Annotated in this window: 16 protein-coding genes; 8 read left to right on the top strand and 8 right to left on the bottom strand. The window is 72.0% G+C overall.

The features are described from left to right. Nucleotides 1-98 precede the first annotated feature (98 nt). Nucleotides 99-2,345, top strand: coding sequence for a glycogen debranching protein GlgX (gene glgX / locus AMK18_RS14360; RefSeq protein WP_073863066.1), 2,247 nt, complete (start codon nt 99-101; stop codon nt 2,343-2,345). 8 nt (nt 2,346-2,353) lie between these two features. On the opposite strand, the gene AMK18_RS14355 is transcribed toward glgX, so the two are convergent. From AMK18_RS14355 to AMK18_RS14340, 4 genes are all read right to left on the bottom strand, one after another. Then, on the bottom strand, nt 2,354-3,004 hold the full coding sequence (locus tag AMK18_RS14355; RefSeq protein ID WP_073863065.1) for a response regulator: 651 nt from the start codon (nt 3,002-3,004) through the stop codon (nt 2,354-2,356). A gap of 187 nt (nt 3,005-3,191) precedes the next feature. Then, nucleotides 3,192-4,457, bottom strand: a complete 1,266-nt coding sequence (locus AMK18_RS14350; protein ID WP_073863064.1) for a sensor histidine kinase — start codon at nt 4,455-4,457, stop codon at nt 3,192-3,194. A 21-nt stretch (nt 4,458-4,478) separates the two neighbouring features. Then, nucleotides 4,479-5,276 (bottom strand): ABC transporter permease, encoded by a 798-nt coding sequence (locus AMK18_RS14345; protein WP_073863063.1) that lies wholly within the window; start codon nt 5,274-5,276, stop codon nt 4,479-4,481. A gap of 1 nt (nt 5,277) precedes the next feature. Beyond that, nucleotides 5,278-6,207, bottom strand: a complete 930-nt coding sequence (locus AMK18_RS14340) for an ABC transporter ATP-binding protein (protein WP_073863250.1) — start codon at nt 6,205-6,207, stop codon at nt 5,278-5,280. A gap of 179 nt (nt 6,208-6,386) precedes the next feature. Here AMK18_RS14340 and AMK18_RS14335 point away from each other — a divergent pair, with 179 nt between their 5' ends. The 3 genes from AMK18_RS14335 (at nt 6,387) to AMK18_RS14325 (ending at nt 12,595) form a co-directional block, all read left to right on the top strand. Continuing rightward, nucleotides 6,387-8,276 carry an ABC transporter ATP-binding protein gene (locus AMK18_RS14335; protein ID WP_073863062.1) on the top strand — a complete coding sequence of 630 codons (1,890 nt, stop codon included), beginning with the start codon at nt 6,387-6,389 and terminating at the stop codon, nt 8,274-8,276. After that, nucleotides 8,273-10,150, top strand: coding sequence for an ABC transporter ATP-binding protein (locus tag AMK18_RS14330; RefSeq protein ID WP_073863061.1), 1,878 nt, complete (start codon nt 8,273-8,275; stop codon nt 10,148-10,150). The genes AMK18_RS14335 and AMK18_RS14330 overlap by 4 nt, the downstream gene beginning before the upstream one ends. Nucleotides 10,151-10,543: 393 nt before the next feature. Further along, nucleotides 10,544-12,595, top strand: a complete 2,052-nt coding sequence (locus AMK18_RS14325) for a M4 family metallopeptidase (RefSeq protein ID WP_073863060.1) — start codon at nt 10,544-10,546, stop codon at nt 12,593-12,595. Between the two features lie 107 nt (nt 12,596-12,702). Here the strand turns inward: AMK18_RS14325 and AMK18_RS14320 are convergent, their stop codons facing one another. Beyond that, nucleotides 12,703-13,917, bottom strand: coding sequence for an alginate lyase family protein (locus tag AMK18_RS14320; RefSeq protein ID WP_073863059.1), 1,215 nt, complete (start codon nt 13,915-13,917; stop codon nt 12,703-12,705). A 178-nt stretch (nt 13,918-14,095) separates the two neighbouring features. Beyond that, on the bottom strand, nt 14,096-16,699 hold the full coding sequence (gene glgP / locus AMK18_RS14315) for an alpha-glucan family phosphorylase (RefSeq protein WP_198956994.1): 2,604 nt from the start codon (nt 16,697-16,699) through the stop codon (nt 14,096-14,098). A 555-nt stretch (nt 16,700-17,254) separates the two neighbouring features. On the opposite strand from glgP, the gene AMK18_RS14310 reads away from it, so the two are divergent. From AMK18_RS14310 to glgB, 4 genes are all read left to right on the top strand, one after another. Further along, nucleotides 17,255-19,288, top strand: coding sequence for an alpha-1,4-glucan--maltose-1-phosphate maltosyltransferase (locus AMK18_RS14310; protein ID WP_073863057.1), 2,034 nt, complete (start codon nt 17,255-17,257; stop codon nt 19,286-19,288). Next, on the top strand, nt 19,285-20,991 hold the full coding sequence (gene treS / locus AMK18_RS14305) for a maltose alpha-D-glucosyltransferase (RefSeq protein ID WP_018102566.1): 1,707 nt from the start codon (nt 19,285-19,287) through the stop codon (nt 20,989-20,991). The genes AMK18_RS14310 and treS overlap by 4 nt, the downstream gene beginning before the upstream one ends. A gap of 227 nt (nt 20,992-21,218) precedes the next feature. Continuing rightward, nucleotides 21,219-22,613, top strand: coding sequence for a maltokinase N-terminal cap-like domain-containing protein (locus AMK18_RS14300; RefSeq protein ID WP_073863056.1), 1,395 nt, complete (start codon nt 21,219-21,221; stop codon nt 22,611-22,613). A gap of 67 nt (nt 22,614-22,680) precedes the next feature. Further along, complete coding sequence (gene glgB, locus AMK18_RS14295; RefSeq protein ID WP_073863055.1) at nt 22,681-25,101, top strand: 1,4-alpha-glucan branching enzyme; 2,421 nt, start codon at nt 22,681-22,683, stop codon at nt 25,099-25,101. A gap of 45 nt (nt 25,102-25,146) precedes the next feature. Here glgB and trxA read toward each other — a convergent pair whose 3' ends face one another. Further along, nucleotides 25,147-25,479 (bottom strand): thioredoxin, encoded by a 333-nt coding sequence (trxA, locus tag AMK18_RS14290; RefSeq protein WP_073863054.1) that lies wholly within the window; start codon nt 25,477-25,479, stop codon nt 25,147-25,149. A 3-nt stretch (nt 25,480-25,482) separates the two neighbouring features. After that, entirely contained in the window at nt 25,483-25,887 is a 405-nt protein-coding gene (locus AMK18_RS14285) for a MerR family transcriptional regulator (protein ID WP_018102570.1), read from the bottom strand. Between the last annotated feature and the right edge of the window lie 17 nt (nt 25,888-25,904).

Below are 25,904 nucleotides of genomic sequence, written 5' to 3'. Positions count from 1 at the left end.
GGGCAGAACACAGGGGACGGCCGCACTCGGGGAGCCGCGGCCGGGACGCCGCACACCCCCTTCCGGTGCCGGTCCCCCGAGCCGCGGGAGGCGAGAAGGTGTCGAGCGCAGCCGAGCAGGAAGCAGTACCGATGACGGACGTGGGAACCGCCGGGGCGGTCGCGGAGGCGGTCCCCGCCCCGGCCCCCGGACCGCGCCCGCCGGCGGTGTGGCCGGGGGCGCCGATGCCGCTCGGTGCCCGCTTCAGGACCGGCCCCGACGGGGTGGCGGGCACCAATTTCGCGCTCTGGGCGGGTGGCGCGGAGGCCGTCGAGCTGTGCCTCTTCGAGGAGGACGGCACGGAGACGCGGCTCCCGCTGACCGAGCTCACCCACGAGGTCTGGCACGGCTTCGTCCCCGGGGTGAGGCCGGGCCGCCGGTACGGATACCGGGTGCACGGCCGGTGGGATCCGTGGACGGGCGCCCGGTGGAATCCGGCGAAGCTGCTGCTCGATCCGTACGCCCGGGCCGTGGACGGCGAATTCACCCTTCCGGCCGAGGTGTACGGCCATGTGAGGGACTGGCCCGACCAGCAGTTCGCGGACACCGTACGGGACGAACGGGACTCCGCCCCGTACGTGCCGAAGGGGGTCGTCGTCCACGACGACGACGACTGGGCCGACGACCGCAGGCCGAAGACGCCGTGGGCGGACTCCGTCATCTACGAGCTGCACGTGAAGGGCTTCACCCGGCGCCACCCCGGCATTCCGGAGGAGCTGCGCGGCACCTACGCCGGGCTCGCCCACCCGGCGGCGATCGGGCATCTGAAGGACCTCGGGGTGACGGCGGTGGAGCTGCTGCCGGTGCACCAGTTCGCGCACGAGGACCATCTGCTGCGGCGCGGGCTGCGCAACTACTGGGGCTACAACTCCATCGGCTACTTCGCCCCGCACGCCGGATACTCGGCGAGCGGCACCACGGGCGGCCAGGTCGGCGAGTTCAAGCGGATGGTGCGCGCGCTGCACGACGCGGGCATCGAGGTCATCCTCGACGTCGTCTACAACCACACCGCGGAGGCGGGCGAGCTGGGCCCGATGCTGTCGCTGCGCGGCATCGACAACCGGGGCTACTACCGCCTCCAGGCCGACGCCCGCCGGTACGCGGACTACACGGGCTGCGGCAACACCCTGCACGTCGTCCAGCCCAACGTGCTGCGGCTCATCACGGACTCGCTGCGGTACTGGGTGACCGAGATGGGCGTGGACGGCTTCCGCTTCGACCTGGCGGCGGCGCTCGCCCGCTCCATGCACGACGTGGACATGCTCTCGCCGTTCCTCGCGGTGATCGCCCAGGACCCGGTGCTGCGCCGGGTCAAGCTCATCGCCGAGCCCTGGGACGTCGGCAACGGCGGCTACCAGGTGGGGGCGTTCCCGCCGCTGTGGACGGAGTGGAACGACCACTACCGGGACGCCGTACGGGACTTCTGGCGCGGCGCGCTGCCCGACGTACGGGACCTCGGCTACCGGCTGACCGGGTCGAGCGACCTGTACGCGTGGGGCGGGCGCCGCCCGTACGCCTCGGTCAACTTCGTCACCGCGCACGACGGGTTCACCCTGCGCGACCTGGTGAGCTACCAGGAGAAGCACAACGAGGCCAACGGCGAGGAGAACCGGGACGGCACCTCGGACAACCGGGCCTGGAACTGCGGGGCCGAGGGTGAGACGGACGACGCGGAGGTCAACGCGCTGCGCCGCCGCCAGCTGCGCAACCTGCTCACCACGCTGCTCCTGTCGACCGGGGTGCCGATGCTGGTCGCGGGCGACGAGATGGGGCGTACGCAGGGCGGCAACAACAACGCGTACTGCCAGGACAACGAGACCGGCTGGGTCGACTGGTCACTCCTCGACCGATCGGAGTGGCGGGAGCTGGCGGCGCTGACCGCGCGGGTGCTCGCGCTGCGCCACCGCCACCCGGTGCTGCGCCGCCGGGCGTTCTTCTCCGGGCGGCCGCAGGCCCCGGACGGGCTGCGGGACCTGGCCTGGTTCACCGGTGAGGGCACGGAGATGACCGAGGCCGACTGGTACGCCCCGGCCGCGACGGTCGGGCTCTACCTCTCCGGCCGGGACATCCCCGGGCGGGACGCGCGCGGTGAGCAGGTGACCGACGACAGCTTCCTGGCCGTCCTGCACGCGGGCCACGAACCGGCGGACTTCCTGCTGCCCGGCCCGCCGTGGGCCCAGGCGTACGAACTGGTCCTGGACACCTCGCGGGAGGACCAGGCCGAACCCCCGGGCACGGTGCACGGGGGCGGCGAGCGGCTGACGGTGCCGGAGCGGTCGGTGCTGCTGCTGCGCGTACGGGAGTGAGGGGCGCGCTAACCGAGGATGCCGCGGTCGTAGCCCGTCGCGACGGCGGCGGCGCGGTCCTTGACGCCGAGCTTGGCGAAGAGGTGGGTGAGGTGGGTCTTCACGGTGGCCTCGCTGATGAACAGCTCGGCGGCGATCTCCCGGTTGGAGGTGCCCCGGGCGACGAGCCCCAGCACCTCGCGCTCGCGGGCGGACAGGGTCTCGTTGCCGGCGGCGGCCGGGGCGCGGACCGCGGAGACGAGGCGCGAGGCGACGGCCGGTGAGAGGACGGTCCGTCCCTCGGCGGCGGCCCGGACGGCGGTGAACAGCTCCTCGCGGGGCGCGTCCTTGAGGAGGTAGCCGGTCGCGCCCGCCTCGATCGCGGGGAGGGTGTCGGAGTCGGTGTCGTACGTGGTGAGGACGAGGACCTTGGAGCGGGCGCCGCGCCGGGTCAGCTCGGTGATCGCGGCGACCCCGCCGCCGCCCGGCATGCGCAGGTCCATGAGCACCACGTCGGGGTCGAGCCGGAAGGCCATCTCGACGCCCTCGACCCCGTCGGCCGCCTCACCGAGCACCCGGAACTCCGGTGCGGAGGCGAACATCCCGCGCAGCCCGTCCCGTACGACGGGGTGGTCGTCGACGACGATCAGGGTGATGACGCGCGCGGGTTCCCGGTCCATGACGGACACCGTACGGGACGGGTTCAGGGCGTGCTTTGGAAGTAGCGCCGTCCGCCCGAAGGGCGGGCCGGGCGGCGTCTGGTGCGTGCGATCGCAAGGCGCCGGGAAGTCCTTGTAGCGGAGCTACCAGGGCTTTTCGGCAACGCCGCGAGCGTGCGTGCCAGACGCCGCCCGGCAGGCGGTACTTTCAAAGCACGCCCTGAGCTTGCGGCACCAGTGGGACGCGGGCGCTGACCGCGGTGCCGAGGCCGGGTCCGGTCTCCACCTCGACGGTGCCCGCGATGCGTTCGGCGCGCGAGCGCATGCCGCCGAGGCCGAATCCGCCCGCACCCCGGTACGGGGGCAGCGCGGCCGGGTCGAAGCCGCGCCCGTCGTCGCGGACGTCGAGCGTGATCTCGTCGCCCATGTACGACAGGGTGACCCCGGCCCGGGACGCCCGGGCGTGCCGGGCCGCGTTGGCCAGGGCCTCCTCGGCTATGCGGAGCAGGGTGGCGCCGACCTCGTCGTGCAGGGGTGCGACGGTGCCGGTGACGGTGAACTCGGCGCGCACCCCGGTGCGCCGGGACCAGGTGGCGACGGTCTTCTTGAGCGCGCCGGGCAGGTCGTCGTGTTCGAGGGCCGCGGGCAGCAGGTTGTGCACCGATCGGCGGGCCTCGCCGAGGCTGTGCCGGGCGAGGGCGGCGGCCCGTACGAGGTGTTCGCGGGCGAGGTCCGGGTCGGTGTCACCGGTGGAGGTGGCGGCCTGGAGCTGGGCGATGATGCCGGTGAGTCCCTGGGCGATGGTGTCGTGGATCTCGGCGGCCAGCCGGCTCCGCTCGTCGGCCACCCCGGCCTCGCGGGCCTGGACGAGGAGTTGGGCGTGCAGCCCGGCGTTCTCCGCGAGGGCCTGTTCCAGGCGGGCGTTGGCGGTCTCCAGTGCGGTGATGGTCGCGTTCCTGGACCGGTCCTGGTCGGCCTCCCGCTCCCCGATCTGGGCGAAGACCATGGTGAGCGTGGCGTGGACGGCGAGGACGACGCCGAAGACGATCCAGTTCATCAGGGTGGCGGGCGGCAGGGGGCTGCCGCTCTGCGCGCCCGCCATGATGACCGCGACCGCCAGCAGCCCGGGCCGGAAGGCGCGTTGCGGGAGGACCCGGCCGGCGTCGAAGTAGCCGAACACCGCGTAGATGGAGAAGAAGGGGTTGCACCAGGTGAGCCCGAAGGCGAGCAGGGTGCGGGCGCCGAAGTAGCAGACGCTCGCCCTCGGTCCGGCGCCGGACGCGGTGCGGGACCACCACAGCTGGAGCCCGAGCGCCGCCGGGAGGAGCACCACGGCGACGCGCTCGTCGGCCGGGGACATGACGAGGTTCCGGGTGACGGCCGAGACGACGGCGGCCAGGCCGAGCAGCCCGTACGGGCCGTAGCGGAAGAACCGCCCCCACCACTGCTCCGCCGTCGTGACGTGTGCGCTCATGCGGGGAAGTCTCCCAAGGCCCTACTGCCACCGGAACGTGCGGATCGCGGTCCACCCGGCCGCGAGGGCCCAGGCGGCGACCGCCCCGAGGTAGGCCAGGGCGGGCCAGTCGCCCCGGGCGGCCTGGTCCAGGGCCTGGGACGCGGCGCCGAAGGGGGTGGCCTGGACGACGCGGCGCAGCGCGTCGGGCATGGCCTGAACGGGGACCCAGACGCCCGCCGTGAACATCATGGAGAAGTAGACGAGCGAGCCCGCGGCGGCGGCGATCTTCGTCGTACGCGAGAGCGCGCAGATCAGCGAGCCGATGGCGAGGACGCAGGCGACCGCGAGCAGTAGCGCCAGCAGATAGCCGAACGGCTGGTCCGGCAGCCGCACCCCGTAGGCGATCCGGCCCACGGCGACGACCAGCAGGGCGGAGACGAGCGCGGCCGCGCCGTGCAGGGCGATCTGCGCGCCGAGCAGCGCGGAGGGCCGCACCGGTGTGGTGGACATCCGGCGCAGGATGCCGCGTTCGCGGTAGCCGGTGAGGACGGGCGGCATCGCCTGGAGCCCGGACATGATCAGGGCGAGCAGCACCGCGACGGGCACGTACAGGTCGATGACGCGACGGCCGCCGAGTCCGTCGTCGTGCGCCCGGAAGGAGGGGACGAAGCCGAGGATCGTCAGGAGCACGGTCGGGAAGACCACGATCCAGAACAGGCTGCCCGGTTCGCGCAGGAAGAGCCGGGTCTCCGCCTTGAGGACGGCGAGCGTCGCGCCGGGCACGGCGGTGCGGGGCGCGGCGGCGGGGGCGGTGGGTGCGGTGTGCGCTGTGGCCATCTCAGGCTGCCCGTTCTGTGCGGCCGGGCCCGTCGGCGGGGCCGGTGAGGTCGAGGAAGGCGTCGTCCAGGGTGGCCTCGGAGACGCGCAGGCGGTGGGCGGTGACGCGGAGCCGGGCCAGCAGCGAGATCACGGCGTTGACGGTCTCGTCGGTGCCGTTGATGACGACCCGGCCGCCCTCGGTCTCGTACGACACCGCGCCGGGCAGGCCCGCGAGTTCGGCCTCGGGCAGCGGTGCGGAGGGCGTGAAGGAGATGACGGTGGAGCCGTCGGCGCCGGCGACGAGACCGGCCGGGGTGTCGAGCGCGACGACGCGCCCCCGGTCGATGACGGCGATGCGGTCGCAGAGGCGCTGGGCCTCCTCCATGAAGTGGGTGACGAGCACGACGGTGACGCCGCCGTCCCGGATGTCCTCGATCAGCTGCCAGGTGTCGCGCCGGGCCCGCGGGTCGAGGCCGGTGGTCAGCTCGTCCAGGATGACCACGCGGGGCCGGCCGACGAGGGCGAGCGCGATGGACAGGCGCTGCTTCTGGCCGCCGGAGAGCCGGTGGAAGCGGGTGTCCAGCTTGCCGTCCAGGCCGAGCCGTTCGGCGAGCGGGCGCCAGTCGGCGGGCCGGGGGTAGAAGGCGCTGTACAGGTCCAGGGCCTCGCGTACGGTGATCTTGGTCTGGAGTTCGCTCTCCTGGAGCTGGGTGCCGAGCAGTCCGGTCACCCGGTCGCGGTCGGCGACCGGGTCCAGCCCGGCGACCCGGACGGTGCCCGCGTCGGGGACCCGCAGGCCCGCGACGCACTCGACGGTGGTGGTCTTGCCCGCGCCGTTGGGGCCGAGAATCCCGAAGATCTCCCCCTCGTCGACGGCGAAGGTGACCCCGTCGACCACGGGGCGGCCGGCGTAGGACTTGCGCACCCCGTTCGCTTCGATGATTGCCATGGCACCGAGCATCGGCCCGCCGGGCCCGCCCCGGTATCGGCCATCGCGCTCGAACCGGCATCGGCCGATCGGTTGATGTCCCGTACGACCCCTAGGGGGTTCAGGGGGTCCGCGGGCGCGTGCTGTGGCGGGATAAAACCGCAGGACCGATATCCGGACGGACCGTAGGCTCCTCCCTGATGCGCCAGGAACATGTAGAACCCAAGGACCGGTCGGCCGTGCGCTCGCTGTTGCGGTTGTGGCCGTACGTGAAGCCGGTACGGGCACGGCTCTCCGGGGCCGCCCTGGTGGGGATCGTCGCCTCCTGTCTGGGCCTGGTGATCCCGCTCGTCCTGAAGTGGATCGTGGACGGCCCGGTCGCGGACGCGGACCCGGGCGGGGTCTGGCTCGGCGCGCTGTACCTGCTGCTCCTGGGCATCGCCGAGGCGGTGCTGTTCGGGGTGCGGCGGTGGCTGGTGGCGCGTCCGCTGGCCGGGGTCGAGGCGTCGATGCGGGCGGACCTGTACCGGCATCTGCAACGGCTGCCGGTGGCCTTCCACGACCGGTGGCCCTCGGGGCAGTTGCTGTCGCGCGGGACGACCGACCTGATGATGGTCCGGATGTTCCTGGCCTTCCCGCTGACCTTCCTGCTGGTCAACGCGACCACGATCCTCGTCGGCTTCGTGGTCCTGCTGTCCCAGGAGTGGACGCTCGGCCTGGTGCTGCTCGCCCCGGTCGTCCCGCTCGTGATCATCTGCTCGGCGTTCGAGGCGAAGTACGCGAACGTCGCGCGCCGCGCCCAGGACCAGGTCGGCGACCTGACCACGGTGGTCGAGGAGAGCGTGCTCGGCATCCGCATCATCAAGGGCTTCGGACGCCACCGCAGCCAGGCCGCCGCCTTCCGGGCGCTCGCCGGGAAGCTGCGCACCACGGAGCTGGTCAAGGCCCGGCTGCTCGCCCGGATCTGGACCCTCATCACCACGCTCCCCGAACTCGCCATCGGGGCCGCCCTGGTGTTCGGCACGATCGAGGTCGCCGACGGCAACCTGTCGGCGGGCACCCTGGTCGCGTTCCTCTCCACGGCCCTCGCGCTGCGCTGGCCCGTCGAGTCCATCGGGTTCCTGCTGGCGATGAGCCAGGAGGCGGCGACGGCGACCGAGCGGTACTTCGAGGTGATGGACGCCGCCGAGGAGGAGGACACCGGGCAGGCTGCCGCGCCCGGGACCGCCGGGGCGGGCGGGATGGTCTTCGAGGGCGTCGAGTTCCGCTATCCCGACGCGGAGGAGGGCTCGGCGCCCGTGCTGGCCGGGATCGATCTGCGCATCCGGCCGGGCGAGACGATGGCCCTGGTCGGCGCGACGGGGTCCGGCAAGACCACGCTCACCTCGCTGGTGCCCCGGCTGTACGAGGCGACGGCCGGGCGGATCACGCTGGACGGCGAGGACATCTCCGCCATGCCGCGCGCCCGGCTGCGGGAGCTGGTGTCGGTGGCGTTCGAGGAGCCGACGCTCTTCTCGGCGAGCGTCGGCGAGAACGTGCTGATGGGCGACGAGGAGGCCGGCGAGGAGGAGTTGCTGCGGGCGCTCTCGGTCGCCCAGGCCGGTTTCGTCCACGAGCTGCCGCAGGGCACCGGCACGGAGGTCGGCGAGCAGGGCCTGAGCCTGTCCGGCGGCCAGCGCCAGCGCCTCGCCCTGGCCCGGGCGGTGGTGGGCCGGCCGCGCTTCCTGGTCCTGGACGACCCGCTCTCCGCGCTCGACGTGCACACGGAGGCCCTGGTGGAGGCGGCGCTCCGGCAGGTCCTCGCGGAGACCACGGCGGTGGTGGTCGCGCACCGGCCGTCGACCGTGATGCTCGCGGACCGGGTGGCGCTGCTGTCCGGGGGCCGGATCAGCGCGGTCGGCACCCATCAGGAACTCCTGCGCACCAACGCGGAGTACGCCTGGCTGATGTCGGGGGCGGGCGCGTCGGGCAACGCGGAGACTTCGGGCGACGCGGAGGCGGAGCCCGTACCTGAGCAGCCCGTCCCCGACACCGGTCCCACCGAACCCCTGGGCGCGAAGGCCCCTGCCGAGGAGGGCAGCACCCGATGAGCAGCACGACGACCGGACGGCCCGCCGAGCCCGCCGAACCCGGCGAGGAGGACGAGCGCGCGGCCGCGCCGGACGCGGCGGCCGGGGACCCCTTCGACCGCGACGACCTGCCGACCCCGCGCGGCGCCACCGGGCAGCTGCTCGCCTCGCTGCTGCGGCCGATGCGGGGGCGGGTCGCCGCGTCCGCCCTGGCCATCCTGTTGCAGCAGGCCGCGGTGCAGGCCGGGCCGCTGCTGGTGGCGTACGCCATCGACAGCGGGGTGCCCGCCTTCCGCGACGACGACTACGGGCCGCTGATCGCCGTGGCGCTGGGCTACGCGCTGTGCGCGGTGGCCGCGGGCCTCCTCCAGTACGCGTTCATCCGGCTTTCCGCGCAGGTCAGCCAGAACGTCCTGCTCGACCTGCGCGGCCGGATCTTCCGCCATGCGCAGGCGCTGAGCGTGGACTTCCACGAGCGGTACACCTCGGGGCGGCTGATCTCGCGCTCCACGACCGACCTGGAGTCGCTGCGGGAGCTGCTGGACGAGGGGCTCCAGGAGCTGATCCACATCGTGCTGTCGTTCGCCTCCATCGCCGTGGTGCTGCTCTGGCTGGACCTGGCGACGGGCGCGGCGGCGCTGGCGTCCTTCCTGCCGCTGTATCTGCTGGTGCGGCTCTACCGGAAGCGCTCCTCGGTGATCTTCGCCGCCCGCTCGACGGCGATCGCCACGGTGATCGTGAAGTTCGCGGAGACCATGAACGGCATCCGGCCCGTCCAGGCGTTCCGCCGCGAGCCGGTGAACGACGCGGCGTTCCTGGAACTGAACACGCGTCACCGGGCCGCCAACGGCGCCGCGATGCTGGAGAACGCGCGCTACGTCGTCGGCTCGCGGCTCGTCGCCAACACGGCGGTGGCCGGAATCGTGCTGTGGGGCGCCTACCGGGTGGCGGACGGCGGTCTCGCGCTGGGGGTGCTGGCCGCGGTGGTTCTCTATCTGCGGCGGCTGTACGACCCGATCGACCGGCTCAGCATGTTCCTCAACTCCTTCGAGTCCGCGGCGGCCTCGCTGACGAAGATCGCCGGGCTGCTGGCCCAGGCGCCGACGGTCCCGGAGGCGCTGGAGCCCGTGGAGCTGCCCGCCAGGACCGGTGACCAGCCGGGCCGCGAGGTGGTCTTCGACGCGGTGAGCTTCGGATACCGGACGGGCGGCGAGGTGCTGCCCCCGTTCGACCTGACGATCCCGGCCGGGCAGACGGTGGCCGTGGTCGGCTCCACGGGGGCCGGCAAGTCGACGCTCGCCAAGCTGCTGGCCCGGTTCTACGACCCGAGCGCGGGCCGGGTCCTGCTGGACGGCACCGACCTGCGCGACCTGGCCACGCCCGAGCTGCGGCGCGGGGTGGTGATGGTGACCCAGGAGGCGTTCCTGTTCTCCGGGACGGTCGCGGAGAACATCGCGATCGGCCGCCCGGAGGCGGGCCGGGAGGAGATCGAGCGGGCCGCGAAGGCGATCGGCGCGCACGACTTCATCACCGGTCTGCCCGACGGCTACGACACCGACGTCCGCAAGCGGGGCGGCCGGATCTCGGCGGGGCAGCGGCAGTTGGTGGCGTTCGCCCGGGCGCTGCTGGCCGACCCGGCGGTGCTGATCCTCGACGAGGCGACCAGTTCGCTGGACATCCCCGGTGAGCGCGCGGTGCAGCGGGCGATGGACACGGTGCTGCACGGCCGCACCGCGGTGGTCATCGCGCACCGGCTCTCGACCGTGGAGGTCGCGGACCGGGTGCTCGTGATGGAGCGGGGCCGGATCGTGGAGGACGGCACGCCGGCCGAGCTCATCGCGGGTACGGGCCGCTTCGCCGGCCTGCATCGCGCCTGGCGGGAGAGCCTGGCCTGACGGCCCCGCGCCACCCCGGCCGCCCGCCCCTTTTGCCCCAGGGGCGGGCAGCCGGATCCGGCCACGCCTTCACACCGTCTCGACAGGTGGGAACTTTCCGCTTGTTCACATTCGCGTCGCACTCCGCCCTTCCGCCCGCAACCATGACGCGCCCTGCGCTTTCAGGCGGCACGAGCCCTCCGGGCACCCCTCCGCACCCCCGCGTGGCCATTCACGAAACGTCCGCTTAACGAACACGCATCTTCCGGCAACGAACGAATTCCGGCCAAGTTGTTGACGCGGTCCTGACAGGGATGGCCGACTCCTGACACTCTTCACCCCGTTCCGCGCTCTGCTTGCTCTGCCCGGACGGCTCACCCAGCCGCCGGTACCCCCCTCGCAGAAGGAGTCCGCGTGAGATCCACGCACAGCCGTCGTGCCACCGCGACCGGCGCTCTTATAGCCGCAGCAGCCCTTCTCGCCGTCGGCGTCCAGTCCGGACCGGCCTCCGCCGCCCCGGACAACGGCACCGCCCGGACCGCCTCGGCGTCCAAGGCGAACCCCGGCGCCCTCACCAAGCAGCTCTCGCCCTCGCAGCGCGCCGAGCTGATCCGCGAGGCCACCGCGAGCACGGCGGCCACCGCGAAGGAGCTCGGCCTGGGGTCCCAGGAGAAGCTCGTCGTCAAGGACGTCGTCCAGGACAACGACGGCACCACGCACACCCGTTACGAGCGCACCTTCGACGGCCTCCCGGTTCTCGGCGGCGACCTGGTCGTCCAGGAGTCGAAGGCCGGCGCGACCGAGAGCGTCGTCAAGGCGTCCCGCGCCACCACCGCCCAGCTGAAGGCCGTCGACACCGTCGCGGACATCACCCCGGCGGCGGCCTCCAAGCAGGCGCTCGGCGCGGCGAAGGCGGCCGGCTCGGCCAAGGCCGAGGCGGACAAGGCGCCCCGCAAGGTCGTCTGGATGGCCTCGGGCACCCCGCAGCTCGCGTACGAGACCGTGGTCGGCGGCCTCCAGGAGGACGGCACCCCGAACGCGCTGCACGTCATCACCGACGCTTCCACCGGGGCCAAGCTCTACGAGTGGCAGGCCATCGAGAACGGCGTCGGCAACACCGAGTACAGCGGCCAGGTCACCCTGGGGACCTCCGGGTCCTCCGGCTCGTACAACCTGACCGACACGGCGCGCGGCAGCCACAAGACGTACAACCTGAACCACGGCACGTCCGGCAAGGGCACCCTCTTCTCCGGCGCCGACGACGTCTGGGGAGACGGCAACGGCACCAGCCCGGAGACCGCGGCGGCGGACGCCCACTACGGTGCGGCCGAGACCTGGGACTACTACAAGAACGTCCACGGCCGCAACGGCATCAAGGGCGACGGCGTCGGCGCGTACTCCCGCGTCCACTACGGCAACAACTACGTCAACGCCTTCTGGGACGACAGCTGCTTCTGCATGACGTACGGCGACGGCAGCGGCAACGCCCACCCGCTGACCGCGCTGGACGTGGCGGCCCACGAGATGAGCCACGGCGTCACCTCGAACACGGCCGGTCTGAACTACAGCGGCGAGTCCGGCGGCCTCAACGAGGCGACCAGCGACATCTTCGGCTCCGCCGTCGAGTTCTACGCCAACAACTCCACCGACGTCGGCGACTACCTCATCGGTGAGAAGATCGACATCAACGGCGACGGCACGCCGCTGCGCTACCAGGACAAGCCGAGCCGCGACGGCATCTCGCCCGACAGCTGGTACTCGGGCATCGGCAACGTCGACGTGCACTACTCGTCGGGTCCGGCCAACCACTTCTTCTACCTGCTGTCCGAGGGCAGCGGCGCGAAGACCATCAACGGCGTCAGCTACAACTCGCCGACCTCGGACGGCCTGCCGGTGACCGGCATCGGCCGCGCGAAGGCCGAGCAGATCTGGTTCAAGGCGCTCTCCACCAAGTTCACCTCCACCACCAACTACGCGGGGGCCCGCACCGGGACGCTCGCGGTGGCCGGTGAGCTGTACGGCACGACCAGCGCCGAGTACAAGGCCGTCCAGGACGCCTGGGCCGGGATCAACGTCGGTGCGCGCTCCGGCGGCACCGACCCGACGGACCCGGGCGACGGCACGGTCTTCGAGAACAAGACCGCCGTGTCCATCCCGGACGCCGGCTCGGCCATCACCAGCTCGGTCACCGTCACCGGCCGCACCGGCAAGGCGCCCAGCGCCCTGAAGGTCGGCGTGGACATCACCCACACCTACCGCGGTGACCTGGTCATCGACCTCGTCGCCCCGGACGGCAGCACCTACCGGCTGAAGAACTCGAGCATCAGCGACTCGGCGGACAACGTCAAGACGACGTACACCGTCAACGCCTCGTCCGAGACCGCCAACGGCACCTGGAAGCTCAAGGTCCAGGACGTCTACAGCGGGGACACCGGGAAGATCAACAGCTTCAAGCTGACCTTCTGAAACCCCTCGGCGCCACCCCCCACAGCGTGGGTCGCCGCATGACCCGTCGCTGACACGACACGGCCGCCCGGGAGAAGACCCCTTCTCCCGGGCGGCCGCGCGTGTGCTCAGTTCGGGTTGTTCGCGTGGGTCAGCGTCTCCCAGGCGACGAACAGGTTGTTGGACCCGGCGGGCCGCTGCCGTTCGGTGAGGGTCTGGGTGTTGGTCATCGCGATGCCCATCCGGTTGTGCAGCGCGTTGAACCCGACCTCGGTGACCGGCCCGAGACTGTCCTTCAGGCTGCCGCCGCAGAGATTGCCCGGGACGGGGTTGCCCACCTGGTACTTGGCGTGCAGCCCCAGCGCGTGGCGCAGCCGCTCGGCGATCTCCGGGTAGAGGTCCTGCCCCTGGATGCGGCTGGTCTCGGCGATGTGCGAGATGGCCGAGAGGCCGTATCCGGTGTGGGTGAGGTCGCGGCAGGTCTCCTGGGAGAGCCCGTCCATGAACGTGGACTGCCCCTGCCAGTAGTTGATGATCTTGTCGCGGGTGTCGAGCCCGCTGCCGGGCGCGGTCTTCGGCAGCGCGCCGTCCGCGCTCACATAGATGTACGCGGGGACCCTGCCCCGGAACTTGGCGACCGCCTTGTCGTAGGCGGTCCGGTCCTCCAGGAAGACCGCGATGCCGATCGCGGCCTCGGTCATGGACAGCTCCCAGTTGCCGTTGCTGTTCGAGCCGTTGATGACCTTCGGCAGATAGACGTCGCGCAGCATGGTGGCGAAGCGGCCGGAGTTCGGCCAGGAGTTGTACGTGTACTTGATGATCTCGGCGGCCCGCGGCCAGGAGGAGCCCGCCCAGCCGGTCTGGAGCGGGGCGTTGCTGTTGGTGTGGTCCCTGATCACGGCCGACCAGGCGTCCATGATCTCGATCGCCTTCTGCGCGTACCGGCTGTCCTGGGTGATGTACCAGGCCAGCGAGAGCGTGTACGCGGCGATGGCGTCCTCGCGCTCGTCGGTGCAGCCGTAGTTGGGGTTGGAGTACGAGCCGCACTCGACGACCGCGCGGGGCTTGGCGGTCCGGCTGAGCGAGGCGTACTTGCTGCCCATCATCTGGTCGTAGGCGCTCTTCCAGGGCTGGGCGCCCGCCTGGACCTTGGAGCGTACGAAGTCGAGCTGGGGGCGGCTGACGAGTACGCCGGGATGGGTGAAGGCCGCGGGGGCGGCGGCCCGGGCCGGGGCCGGGGCGGCGGCCGGGCCGGCGGAGGCGGGGGCCGTGAAGAGGCCGGAGGTGAGGGCCGCGAGGGCGGCGGCGAGGCCGAGGCCGCGCGCGATGGTTCCGGTGCGCATGTGGGGGTGCCTTCCGGTTCGATGTTCATGTGTGTGAACGATGGGCCGGGTTGTGAACACTGCGATGGGTGAGGAACCTAAAGGCATTTCATGGACACGTCAAGGTTCTGTCTTCAGAAAGCGAAGGGCCCGGCACGGGGAAGGTCTTTCCCGTGCCGGGCCCCGGGGGCCGCACGCCTCAGCGCAGCAGCACTCCCCCGCCGTCACCCGTGGCCCCGGTCGGCTGCGCGACCAGGCCGAGTTCGGCACCGCTGGCCAGCAGCCGGTGGGCGGGCAGCACGCGCACGGTGTAGCCGTACGGTCCCGTGCGGTCCAGGGCGAGCGGGCCCTCGTACAGCCAGTGGCCCTCCAGGTCCTGGCCGCCCGCCGGCTTCAGCGGGAAGACCTGGGCCTCGGTGATCGCGTCGGCCGAGTCGACCCGCCCGGCCACCGCCTGCACCTCCACGTCGTCCGGCGCCAGCGCGCCCAGCGAGACCCGGACCCGCAGCGCCAGCGTGGAGCCCAGCTCCGCCGTCGTACCGGAGGCGGTCGGGGTCACCGCCTCCACGTGGTCGACGGCCACCCTCGGCCAGGCGGCCCGGACCTTCGCCTTCCAGCCCGCCAGCTCCCGCGCCCGGGGCACGTCCAGCGAGCGCTGGGCCAGCGCGGCGGGGGCGTACAGCCGCTCCACGTACTCCGCGACCATCCGGTCGGCGAGCACCTTGGGCCCCAGGGTGCCCATCGTGCGGCGGACCATCTCGATCCAGCGGCCGGGCAGCCCCTCGTCCCCGCGCTCGTAGAAGTGCGGGGCGACCCGGTCCTCGATCAGCTCGTACAGGGCATTCGCCTCCAGGTCGTCGCGCTGGTCCTCGTCCAGCGCACCGCCCTCGGCCGTCGGGATCGCCCAGCCGAAGTCCGGCTCGAACCACTCGTCCCACCAGCCGTCCAGCACGGACAGGTTGAGACAGCCGTTGAGCGCGGCCTTCATCCCGCTCGTGCCGCACGCCTCCAGCGGGCGCAGCGGGTTGTTCAGCCAGACGTCGCAGCCCGGGTAGAGCTTCTGGGCCATCGCCATCCCGTAGTCGGGCAGGAAGACGATCCGGTGCCGGACCCGGGCGTCGTCGGCGAACCTGACCAGCTCCTGGACCAGCCGCTTCCCGCCGTCGTCGGCCGGGTGCGCCTTGCCCGCGACGACGATCTGGACCGGCCGCTCCGGATCGAGCAGCAGCGCCCGCAGCCGGTCCCGGTCGCGCAGCATCAGCGTCAGCCGCTTGTACGAGGGGACGCGGCGGGCGAAGCCGATGGTGAGGACGTCCGGGTCGAGCACACCGTCGATCCAGCCGAGCTCGGCGGGCTGGGCGCCCCGGTGGCGCCAGGAGGCGTGCAGCCGCTGCCGGACCTCGGCGACCAGCTGTTCGCGCAGGGTGCGGCGCAGGTCCCAGAGCCGTCGGGCCGGGATGTCCGCGACGGAGTCCCAGCGGCCCGGGGTGCCGCCCGACTCGGCGCGCAGCCGGTAGACCTCGGGGGCGACCCAGGTCGGCGCGTGGACGCCGTTGGTGACGGAGGTGATCGGGACCTCCGGCGCGTCGAAGCCCGGCCAGAGCCCGGCGAACATCTCCCGGCTGACCGCGCCGTGCAGCGTGGAGACGCCGTTGGCGCGCTGGGCGAGCCGCAGCCCCATGACCGCCATGTTGAAGACGCCCGGGTCGCCGCCGGGGTAGGTCTCGGTGCCGAGTTCCAGGACGCGGTCGGCGGGGACGCCGGGCAGTTCGCCGTCCTCGCCGAAGTGACGGGCGACGAGTTCGCGGTCGAAACGGTCGATTCCGGCCGGGACCGGGGTGTGGGTGGTGAAGACGGTGCCGGCCCGGACGGACTCCACCGAGGAGTCGAAGTCCAGCCCGGTCGTGGCGAGTTCGCGGATGCGCTCCAGGCCGAGGAAGCCGGCGTGGCCCTCGTTGGTGTGGAAGACCTCGGGGGCGGCGTGGCCGGTGAGCCGGCAGTACGCGCGCACGGCGCGGACGCCGCCGATGCCCAGCAGCATCTCCTGGAGCAGCCGGTGCTCGCTGCCGCCGCCGTACAGCCGGTCGGTGACCTCGCGCTCGCCGGGGGCGTTCTCCTCGACGTCGGAGTCGAGCATCAGCAGGGGGACCCGGCCGACGTGGGCCTGCCAGATCTGGGCGTGCAGGGACCGGCCGCCGGGCAGGTCCAGGACGACCTGGCTCGGGGTGCCGTCGGCCTCGCGGATCAGGGTGAGGGGCAGCTCGTTCGGGTCGAGGACGGGGTAGTGCTCCTGCTGCCAGCCGTCCCGGGACAGGCTCTGCCGGAAGTAGCCGTGGCGGTAGAGCAGCCCGACGCCGATGAGGGGCACGCCCAGGTCGCTGGCGGCCTTGAGGTGGTCCCCGGCGAGGATGCCGAGCCCGCCGGAGTACTGGGGCAGGGCGGCGGTCACCCCGAATTCGGGTGAGAAGTAGGCGATGGCGGCGGGCAGCGCGTCGTCCTGCTCGCGCTGCTCCTGGTACCAGCGGGGGCCCTGGAGATACGCGCGGAGGTCGGCGGACGCCTCGGCGAGCCGGCGCAGGAACGCTTCGTCCCGGGCCAGCTCGGCGAGCCGCCCCGCGGACACGGAGCCGAGCAGGCGTACGGGGTCGCACTCCGCGTCGGAGCCGGCCGCCGGGTCGACGGCCCGGAAGAGCTCGCGGGTCTCGGTGTGCCAGGACCAGCGCAGGTTCCGCGCCAGGTCGCTGAGGGGTTGGAGGGAGTCCGGAAGGACGGGACGCACGGTGAATCGACGAATGGCCTTCACGTATTCCACCTTTACAGGGGACGTACGAATCCGAGCGGGACGCACCTCCATGTGCGCCGCTCCGTCACCCTCGACGGTAGCCGGGTCCCCGGCGCGCCGGACACGGCGCATGGTTTTCCCGTATGCCTCTGCCGTCCCGGAAGGCTTCACCGGGCCCGTACGTCACAGGCGTTATGGCCGATTCCTTCTCCTCATTCGGTCTTGTGGGCCTTCGCGGCACAAGGAAAGCTGCCGGGTGGCGCCCATTCCCACGTCCCCCGTACGACCGAGCAGATGACATATCACCGGATTGGCCCACCACGTTGCGGGGAAAGGCTTCTCCGGCACGCATGTCTTTCATTCCCCGGCCAACGGTGATCGGTCCCCCGGTTCGTATACGACCTGTTTGGACTGCCATTCGAGTGAACGCGCACAGGAGCGGCCATGCCCACACCCCACCAGTCATCCACGGAGCGGCTAGAAAGGACGCATCCCCACCTTCGCGGCGCGCGCGTTCAGCCTTCGGCGCACGCTGCCCACTTTGCCGAGTCCCAGCTCCAGCCCCCAGGTGATTCCATGATCGGTCGCATTCCCGTTCTCGACGTCCATCCGCTCGTCGACTGCGGCAGAAGGCCCGCCAAGGCCGTTGCCGGTGAGACCTTCCAGGTCACCGCGACCGTCTTCCGCGAGGGCCATGACGCGGTGGCCGCCAATGTGGTGCTGCGCAGTCCGAGCGGCCGTCCGGGCCCCTGGACGCCGATGCGCGAGCTGGCGCCGGGCACCGACCGCTGGGGCGCCGAGGTCACCCCGGACTCGGAGGGCCGCTGGACGTACACGGTCGAGGCGTGGAGCGACCCGGTCGCGACCTGGCGCCACGCGGCGGGGATCAAGGTCCCGGCGGGCATCGACACCGCGCTGGTCCTCGCCGAGGGCGCCGAGTTGTACGAGCGCGCCGCCGAGGGCGTCCCGAAGCGCGACGGCCGGGAGGCGGTACTGGCGGCGGTGGACGCGCTGCGCGACGCGTCCCGGCCGGCCGAGGCGCGCCTCGCGGCGGCCCTGGCGCCCGAGGCCCGGGAGGCGCTGGACCGCCACCCGCTGCGCGAACTGGTCACCGCGTCCCGCCCGCACCCGCTGGTGGTCGAGCGCCGGCGCGCGCTGTACGGCTCCTGGTACGAGATGTTCCCGCGCTCCGAGGGGGCCAGGTACGAGACCCCGAAGCCGCGCAAGGGCCGGGGCGCCAAGGCCGCCGAGCCGCAGCAGCCCCGGCTGGTCAGCGGCACCTTCCGGACGGCGGCGGAGCGGCTTCCGGCGGTCGCCGCGATGGGCTTCGACGTGGTCTACCTGCCGCCCATCCACCCCATCGGCACGACGCACCGCAAGGGCGCGAACAACTCGCTGACCCCCTCCGCGCACGACGTGGGCGTGCCCTGGGCGATCGGTTCGGCGGAGGGCGGGCACGACGCGGTCCACCCGGATCTGGGCACGCTGGACGACTTCGTCCACTTCGTGGAGACGGCCCGCAACCTGCGCCTCGAAGTGGCCCTGGATTTCGCCCTCCAGTGCTCGCCGGACCATCCGTGGGTGGAGGAGCACCCCGAGTGGTTCCAGCACCGGGCCGACGGCTCGATCGCGTACGCGGAGAATCCGCCGAAGAAATACCAGGACATCTATCCGATCGCCTTCGACAAGGATCTTCCGGGCATCGTCGCGGAGAGCGTCCGCATCCTGCGGTTCTGGATGGACCGCGGGGTGAGGATCTTCCGCGTCGACAATCCGCACACCAAACCGGTGATCTTCTGGGAGAAGGTCATCGCGGAGATCAACCGCACCGATCCCGATGTGATCTTCCTGGCCGAGGCATTCACCCGGCCGGCGATGATGCGCACCCTCGGCGCCATCGGGTTCCAGCAGTCGTACACGTATTTCACCTGGCGGAACACCCGTCAGGAACTCACGGATTACGTGACCGAACTGGCCGGTGAGACCGCCGCGTTCATGCGGCCGAATTTCTTCGTGAACACGCCCGACATCCTTCCGGGATACCTTCAGGAAGGCGGCAGGCCCGCGTTCGAGGCCAGGGCGGTGCTCGCGGCGACCCTTTCCCCCTCCTGGGGGGTGTACGCGGGGTACGAGCTGTGCGAGAACACCCCGATCCACCACGGCAGTGAGGAGTACCTCGACTCGGAGAAGTACGAGATCCGGCCCAGGGACTGGGAAGCCGCAGAGCGCGAGGGCCGTTCGCTCGCCCCGCTCATCACCTCGCTCAACCGGATCAGGCGCCGCCACCCGGCCCTGCAGCAGCTGCGTGACGTGCACTTCCACGCGTCCGACAACGACGCGGTGATCGCGTACAGCAAGCGTTCCGGTTCGAACATCCTTCTGGTGGTCGTCAACCTCGACCCGCACCACACCCAGGAGGCGACCGTCTCGTTGGACATGCCGCAACTCGGCCTCGACCGGCACGAGAGCGTGCCGGTGCGCGACGAGCTCACCGGCACTTCCTATCACTGGGGCAGGACGTTCTACGTGCGCCTAGAGCCGGGCGTCACGCCCGCGCACGTCGCCGTCCTGCGACCGTCCCCGCCGACCGGAGGGTCACCCACACCATGATCGTCAATGAGCCCGTCCACGACACGTTCGAGGACACCCCGGCCAAGGACCGCGATCCCGACTGGTTCAAGCGTGCCGTCTTCTACGAGGTGCTCGTCCGGTCCTTCCAGGACTCCAACGGCGACGGCATCGGAGACCTGAAGGGGCTCACCGCCAAGCTCGACTACCTCCAGTGGCTGGGGGTCGACTGCCTCTGGCTGCCGCCCTTCTTCAAGTCACCGCTGCGCGACGGCGGTTACGACGTCTCCGACTACACCGCCGTACTGCCGGAGTTCGGCGACCTCGCCGACTTCGTGGAGTTCGTGGACGCCGCGCACCAGCGCGGCATGCGCGTGATCATCGACTTCGTCATGAACCACACGAGCGATCAGCACGAGTGGTTCCAGCAGTCCCGGACCGACCCCGACGGGCCCTACGGCGACTACTACGTCTGGGCCGACGACGACAAGCAGTTCCCGGACGCCCGGATCATCTTCGTGGACACCGAGTCGTCCAACTGGACCTTCGACCCGGTGCGCAAGCAGTACTACTGGCACCGGTTCTTCTCGCACCAGCCCGACCTCAACTACGAGAACCCGGCGGTGCAGGAGGAGATCATCTCCGCCCTCCGCTTCTGGCTGGACCTGGGCATCGACGGCTTCCGGGTCGACGCGGTGCCGTACCTCTACCAGCGCGAGGGCACCAACTGCGAGAACCTCCCCGAGACCCACAACTTCCTCAAGCGGGTCCGCAAGGAGATCGACGCCAACTACCCGGACACCGTCCTGCTCGCCGAGGCCAACCAGTGGCCCGAGGACGTGGTGGACTACTTCGGGGACTACGGCTCCGGCGGGGACGAGTGCCACATGGCGTTCCACTTCCCCGTGATGCCGCGCATCTTCATGGCCGTACGGCGCGAGAGCCGCTACCCGGTCTCCGAGATCCTGGCGAAGACCCCGGCGATCCCGGACAACTGCCAGTGGGGCATCTTCCTGCGCAACCACGACGAGCTGACGCTCGAAATGGTGACGGACGAAGAGCGCGACTACATGTACGCGGAGTACGCCAAGGACCCGCGGATGCGGGCCAACATCGGCATCCGCCGCCGGCTGGCGCCGCTGCTGGACAACGACCGCAACCAGATCGAGCTGTTCACCGCCCTGCTGCTCTCGCTGCCGGGCTCCCCGATCCTCTACTACGGGGACGAGATCGGGATGGGCGACAACATCTGGCTGGGCGACCGGGACGCCGTCCGCACCCCGATGCAGTGGACGCCCGACCGCAACGCCGGGTTCTCCTCCAGCGATCCGGGGCGGCTCTACCTCCCCACGATCATGGACCCGGTCTACGGCTACCAGGTCACCAACGTCGAGGCGTCGATGGCCTCCCCGTCCTCGCTGCTGCACTGGACCCGGCGGATGATCGAGATCCGCAAGCAGAACCCCGCGTTCGGCCTCGGCACCTACAACGAACTGCCGTCGTCGAACCCGGCCGTGCTCGCCTTCACCCGTGAGCACGGGGACGACCTGGTGCTGTGCGTCCACAACTTCTCCCGGTTCGCACAGCCGACGGAGCTCGACCTCAGGTCCTTCAACGGGCGTCATCCGGTGGAGCTGATCGGCGGGGTGCGCTTCCCCGCCATCGGTCAGTGGCCCTACCTGCTGACTCTCGCGGGACACGGCTTCTACTGGTTCAGGCTGCGCAAGGACGCGCCGCCGAGCTGACGCGTACGGCACCGTGCGGGGCGGTTTCCGCCGCCTCGCACGGGGCACTCGCACCCATACCGGGTGGTTCAGGAAGCTTCCTGGATCCTCCTGGCGTTTCTATCCCCTCATGTCGAGTCCGTACGGATCATCCTGACCCGACACGTCCCGCACAGCCGGACAGCCAATGCCGCAATCCGGGACACTCTTCGCATCCTGTGGTGTGCCCGGGGAAAGGACGCGATGCCATGTCGGAGGCTGCATCCGCTCAGGTCACCCTGGCGAACAGCACAGCCCTGATCCCGTCTCTCGGACCGCTGCTCCACGAATGGCTGCCCCGGCAGCGGTGGTTCGCGGGCAAGGGACGGCCCATCACCGCCTTCTCGCTCGTCTCGGCCACCGAGATACTGCCGGTGGACGGCGGCGACGGCACCACCCCCGGGCTGCTGCACCTGCTGGTGCGGGTCCACCAGCCCACCATGCCCGCCCAGCCCCCCGTGGACTGCTACCAGTTGCTCCTCGGGGTCCGCTCCGCGCTGCCCCAGCACCTCGCGCCCGCCGCCATCGGCCGGGTGCCCGACGGGCCGCTGGCGGGGCTCGCGGTCTACGACGGGCTGCACGACGCACGCCTCGCCTCGCTGCTGCTGGAACGATTGCGCACCCCCGGCCGGCTCGGCGCGGTCCGCTTCGACCGGGGCGCGGCCCCGATCCCGGAGGACCTGCCGCCCCGGGTGCTGGACACCGAGCAGTCCAACTCCTCGCTGGTGTACGGCAACGCGTACATCCTGAAGATCTTCCGCCGGGTCTTCCCGGGCACCAACCCCGACCTGGAACTGCCGCTCGCCCTCTCCCGCGAGGGGTGCGGGCGGGTCCCGGCACCCGTCGCCTGGTTCGAGGCGGCGACGCCGGAGCGGCTGACGCTCGGGGTGCTCCAGCCCTTCCTGCGCGGCGCCCAGGACGGCTGGCAGCTCGCCCTGCGCGCCCTCGCCACCGGCCACGACTTCCTGGCCGAGGCGAAGGCGCTGGGCCGGGCCACCGCCGAGGTGCACACCGCGCTCGCCGCCGCCCTGCCCACCCCGCTGCTCCGCCGCTCCCAGACCGACGAGCTGGCCGCCGCCATGGTGGAGCGCCTGGAGGCCGCCGCCCACGCGGTCCCGGAGCTGGTCCCGTACGTCCCCGGGCTGCGCACCGCCTTCGACGCGGTCGCCGCGCTCGGGCACGAGGGGCGCAGCTGGGCCGCCCAGCGGGTGCACGGCGACCTCCACCTCGGCCAGACCCTGCGGGGCGCCGACGGCTTCTGGTCGCTGATCGACTTCGAGGGCGAGCCGGCCCGGCCGCTCCCGGAGCGCCGCAGCCCGCAGCCCCCGGTGCGCGACGTGGCCGGGATGCTGCGCTCCTTCGACTACGCGGCCCGCTCGCACCGGCCCTGGAAGCCCGAGTGGGCCGCCCGCTGCCGGGACGCCTACTGCGACGGCTACGCCGAGGCGGCGGGCGCCGACCCGCGCGCCGAGCCGGAGCTGCTGCGCGCCCACGAGACCGACAAGGCGGTGTACGAGGTGCTGTACGAGGCCCGGCACCGGCCCGACTGGCTGCCGGTCCCGATGGCCGCGATCCACCGCCTGGCCGCGGACTCCGCCGGCTGAGGATGCCCCCTCCCCCGTACCGCCCCGCCCGTCCCACCCCGCCAACACCTCCGAGGAGGCTGTCCCTGTGACCGCCCGCAAGCCGTCCCGCAAGTCCGAGCCCGCCGTGTCCGCCACCCCCGCCGCGCCCGCCGCCGAGCTCCCGCTCACCGAGGAACCGATCGCCGCCACGCTGTCCTCCCCGCAGGCCGGGCCGCCCGCGAAGAAACGCGCCCCGAAGAAGACCCCCGCGACAGGGTCCGCCGCCGCCCCGCCGAAGCGCGCGAAGAAGGCCGCCGCGCCGCCCAAGCCCCGCAGCGCCGGAAGCCAGGAGCTGCGCCCCGCCACCCCGCTGCACGACGCCGACCGGGGCCGGCTGCTGGCCGGCGAGCACCACGACCCGCACGGCCTGCTGGGCGCGCACCAGGTGGGCGACGGGGTGGAGATCCGGGTGCTGCGCCCGTTCGCCCGGGCGGTCACCGTGCTCGCGAAGGGGCTGCGGGCGCCGCTGCACAGCGACGGGGACGGGCTGTTCTCCGGGGTGCTGCCGCTGCCGGAGGTCCCGGAGTACCGGCTGCTGGTCACGTACGACGACAACGAGATCGAGGTCCACGACCCGTACCGCTTCCTGCCCGCGCTAGGGGAGCTGGATCTGCACCTGATCCGGGAGGGGCGGCACGAGGAGCTGTGGACCGCGCTCGGGGCGCGGCCGATGGAGCACCAGGGGGTCGCCGGGACGCGGTTCACGGTGTGGGCGCCGAACGCCCGGGGCGTGCGGGTGTGCGGTGACTTCAACTACTGGGACGGCACGGGCTTCCCGATGCGGTCGCTGGGCTCGTCCGGGGTGTGGGAGCTGTTCCTGCCGGGGACCGGGGAGGGCGCGCTGTACAAGTTCGACATCTGCCGCCCGGACGGTTCGCACACGACGCGCTCGGACCCGATGGCCCGGCACACCGAGGTGCCGCCCGCCACCGCCTCGGTGGTGACGGCCGCGCACCACGTGTGGCAGGACGAGGAGTGGATGGCGAACCGCGGGAACGTGCCGGTGCACGAGGCGCCGTTCTCGGTGTACGAGGTGCACCTGCCGTCCTGGCGGCCCGGTCTCTCGTACCGGCAGCTGGCCGAGCAACTGCCCGCGTACGTCGCGGAGCTGGGCTTCACGCACGTCGAGCTGATGCCGGTGTCGGAGCACCCCTTCGGCGGCTCCTGGGGCTACCAGGTGACCGGGTTCTACGCCCCGACCTCCCGGATGGGCTCGCCGGACGACTTCCGCTTCCTGGTGGACGCGCTGCACCGGGCCGGGATCGGCGTGATCATGGACTGGGTGCCGGCGCACTTCCCGCGCGACGACTGGGCGCTCGCGGAGTTCGACGGGCGGCCGCTGTACGAGCACGAGGACCCGAAGCGGGCCGCGCACCCGGACTGGGGGACGCTGGAGTTCGACTACGGGCGGACCGAGGTCCGCAACTTCCTGGTCGCCAACGCCACGTACTGGTGCGAGCAGTTCCACATCGACGGGCTGCGGGTGGACGCGGTCGCCTCGATGCTCTACCTGGACTACTCGCGCGAGGACGGCCAGTGGTCGCCCAACGAGTTCGGCGGGCGGGAGAACCTGGACGCGGTCGCCTTCCTCCAGGAGATGAACGCCACGGTCTACCGGCGCAATCCGGGCGTGGTCACCATCGCCGAGGAGTCGACCGCCTGGGACGGCGTGACCCGGGCCACCGACCACGGCGGGCTCGGCTTCGGGCTGAAGTGGAACATGGGCTGGATGCACGACTCGCTGGTGTACGTCTCCAAGGAGCCGGTGCACCGCAAGTACCACCACAACGAGATGACGTTCTCGATGGTGTACGCGTACAGCGAGAACTACGTGCTGCCGATCTCGCACGACGAGGTGGTGCACGGCAAGCAGGCGCTGGTGAGCAAGATGCCGGGCGACTGGTGGCAGCAGCGCGCCAACCACCGCGCGTACCTGGGCTTCATGTGGGCCCACCCGGGCAAGCAACTGCTTTTCATGGGGCAGGAGTTCGCCCAGGGCGCGGAGTGGTCGGAGGGCCACGGCCCGGACTGGTGGCTGCTGGACCCGGCGTACGAGGCGTCCGGCGACCACCGCGGGGTGCGGGAGCTGGTGGGCGACCTCAACAGGGTGTACGGAGCGACGCCCGCGCTCTGGCAGCGCGACACCCGTCCGGAGGGCTTCGCCTGGGTGGACGGGGGTGCGGCGGAGGACAACGTGTTCGCGTTCCTGCGCCACGACGCGAAGGGCGCGCCGCTGCTGGCGGTCTCCAACTTCTCGCCGGTGGTGCGGCACGACTACCGGCTCGGGGTGCCGGAGGGTCCCCGGCTGTGGGCGGAGGTCCTGAACACGGACGCGGCCCGGTACGGGGGCGGCGGGGTGGTCAACGAGGAGCCGCTGAAGCCGGAGGACGTGCCGTCCCACGGCAGGCCGTCGAGCGTGTCGCTGACGCTGCCGCCGCTGGCGACGGTGTGGTTCAAACCGGCGTGACGCGGTGAGGGGGCGGGGCCGCGGTGGCCCCGCCCCCTCGGGCGGTCAGAGCACGTCCTCCAGCTCCTGGAGCAGCCGCCGCTTCGGGCGGGCGCCGACCATGGACTTCACCGGTTCGCCGTCCCGGAACACCATCAGGGTCGGCATCGACAGGACGCCGTACCGGGTGCTGGTCCCCGGGTTGCGGTCGACGTCGATCTGGACGACGCGGAGCCGTTCGCGCTCCTCCTCGGCGATGGCGCCCAGGACCGGGGCGAGCTGGCGGCAGGGGCCGCACCAGTCGGCGGTGAACTCCACCAGCACGGGCCGGGCCTCCCCCCGTACCTCGGCGTCGAAGGTCTCGTCGGTGAGCTCGTCGACGCCCGTGACGTGGATCATCTGTCATCCTCCCAGTTCGCAGCGTGGTTCGGGGCCGCCGGGCAGTTCGGCGGACGCCTCCAGCTCGGCGCGGGCCAGCTGGGCGCCCACCTCCGTGCGGACGGCCCGCAGCTGCTCGATGAGCCGGTCGAGCTCGCCGAGCTTGCGCCGGTAGACGGCGAGCGAGGCGGGGCAGGCGTCCCCGGCGGGGTGCCCGGCGCGCAGGCACTCCACGAAGGGCCGGGTCTCCTCCAGGTCGAACCCGAAGTCCTGGAGGGTCCGGATCTGCTGGATGAGCCTGAGGTCGCCCTCGTCGTACGTGCGGTAGCCGTTCACCGCGCGCCGCGCGGGCAGCAGCCCCCGCGACTCGTAGTAACGCAGCGTCCGCGTCGTCGTCCCGGCCCGTTCGGCCAGCTCCCCGATTCGCATACCGCGACCGTAATCCT

Origin of the sequence: Streptomyces sp. CB01249, from assembly GCF_001905735.1 — a bacterium.
Taxonomy (GTDB): Bacteria; Actinomycetota; Actinomycetes; order Streptomycetales; family Streptomycetaceae; genus Streptomyces.
The sequence above is the reverse complement of the archived record's forward strand: the minus strand, read 5'-3'. Positions and strand labels throughout refer to the sequence as shown.

What these genes read in the sequence shown, in the direction of transcription:
- AMK18_RS14350 (WP_073863064.1), bottom strand. Translation starts at nt 4,457, where the DNA reads ATGAGCGCACACGTCACGACGGCGGAGCAGTGGTGGGGGCGGTTCTTC.
- AMK18_RS14285 (WP_018102570.1), bottom strand. Translation starts at nt 25,887, where the DNA reads ATGCGAATCGGGGAGCTGGCCGAACGGGCCGGGACGACGACGCGGACG.
- AMK18_RS14355 (WP_073863065.1), bottom strand. Translation starts at nt 3,004, where the DNA reads ATGGACCGGGAACCCGCGCGCGTCATCACCCTGATCGTCGTCGACGAC.
- trxA (WP_073863054.1), bottom strand. Translation starts at nt 25,479, where the DNA reads ATGATCCACGTCACGGGCGTCGACGAGCTCACCGACGAGACCTTCGAC.
- AMK18_RS14335 (WP_073863062.1), top strand. Translation starts at nt 6,387, where the DNA reads ATGCGCCAGGAACATGTAGAACCCAAGGACCGGTCGGCCGTGCGCTCG.
- AMK18_RS14345 (WP_073863063.1), bottom strand. Translation starts at nt 5,276, where the DNA reads ATGGCCACAGCGCACACCGCACCCACCGCCCCCGCCGCCGCGCCCCGC.
- AMK18_RS14320 (WP_073863059.1), bottom strand. Translation starts at nt 13,917, where the DNA reads ATGCGCACCGGAACCATCGCGCGCGGCCTCGGCCTCGCCGCCGCCCTC.
- AMK18_RS14340 (WP_073863250.1), bottom strand. Translation starts at nt 6,207, where the DNA reads ATGGCAATCATCGAAGCGAACGGGGTGCGCAAGTCCTACGCCGGCCGC.
- AMK18_RS14330 (WP_073863061.1), top strand. Translation starts at nt 8,273, where the DNA reads ATGAGCAGCACGACGACCGGACGGCCCGCCGAGCCCGCCGAACCCGGC.
- AMK18_RS14300 (WP_073863056.1), top strand. Translation starts at nt 21,219, where the DNA reads ATGTCGGAGGCTGCATCCGCTCAGGTCACCCTGGCGAACAGCACAGCC.
- AMK18_RS14310 (WP_073863057.1), top strand. Translation starts at nt 17,255, where the DNA reads ATGATCGGTCGCATTCCCGTTCTCGACGTCCATCCGCTCGTCGACTGC.
- treS (WP_018102566.1), top strand. Translation starts at nt 19,285, where the DNA reads ATGATCGTCAATGAGCCCGTCCACGACACGTTCGAGGACACCCCGGCC.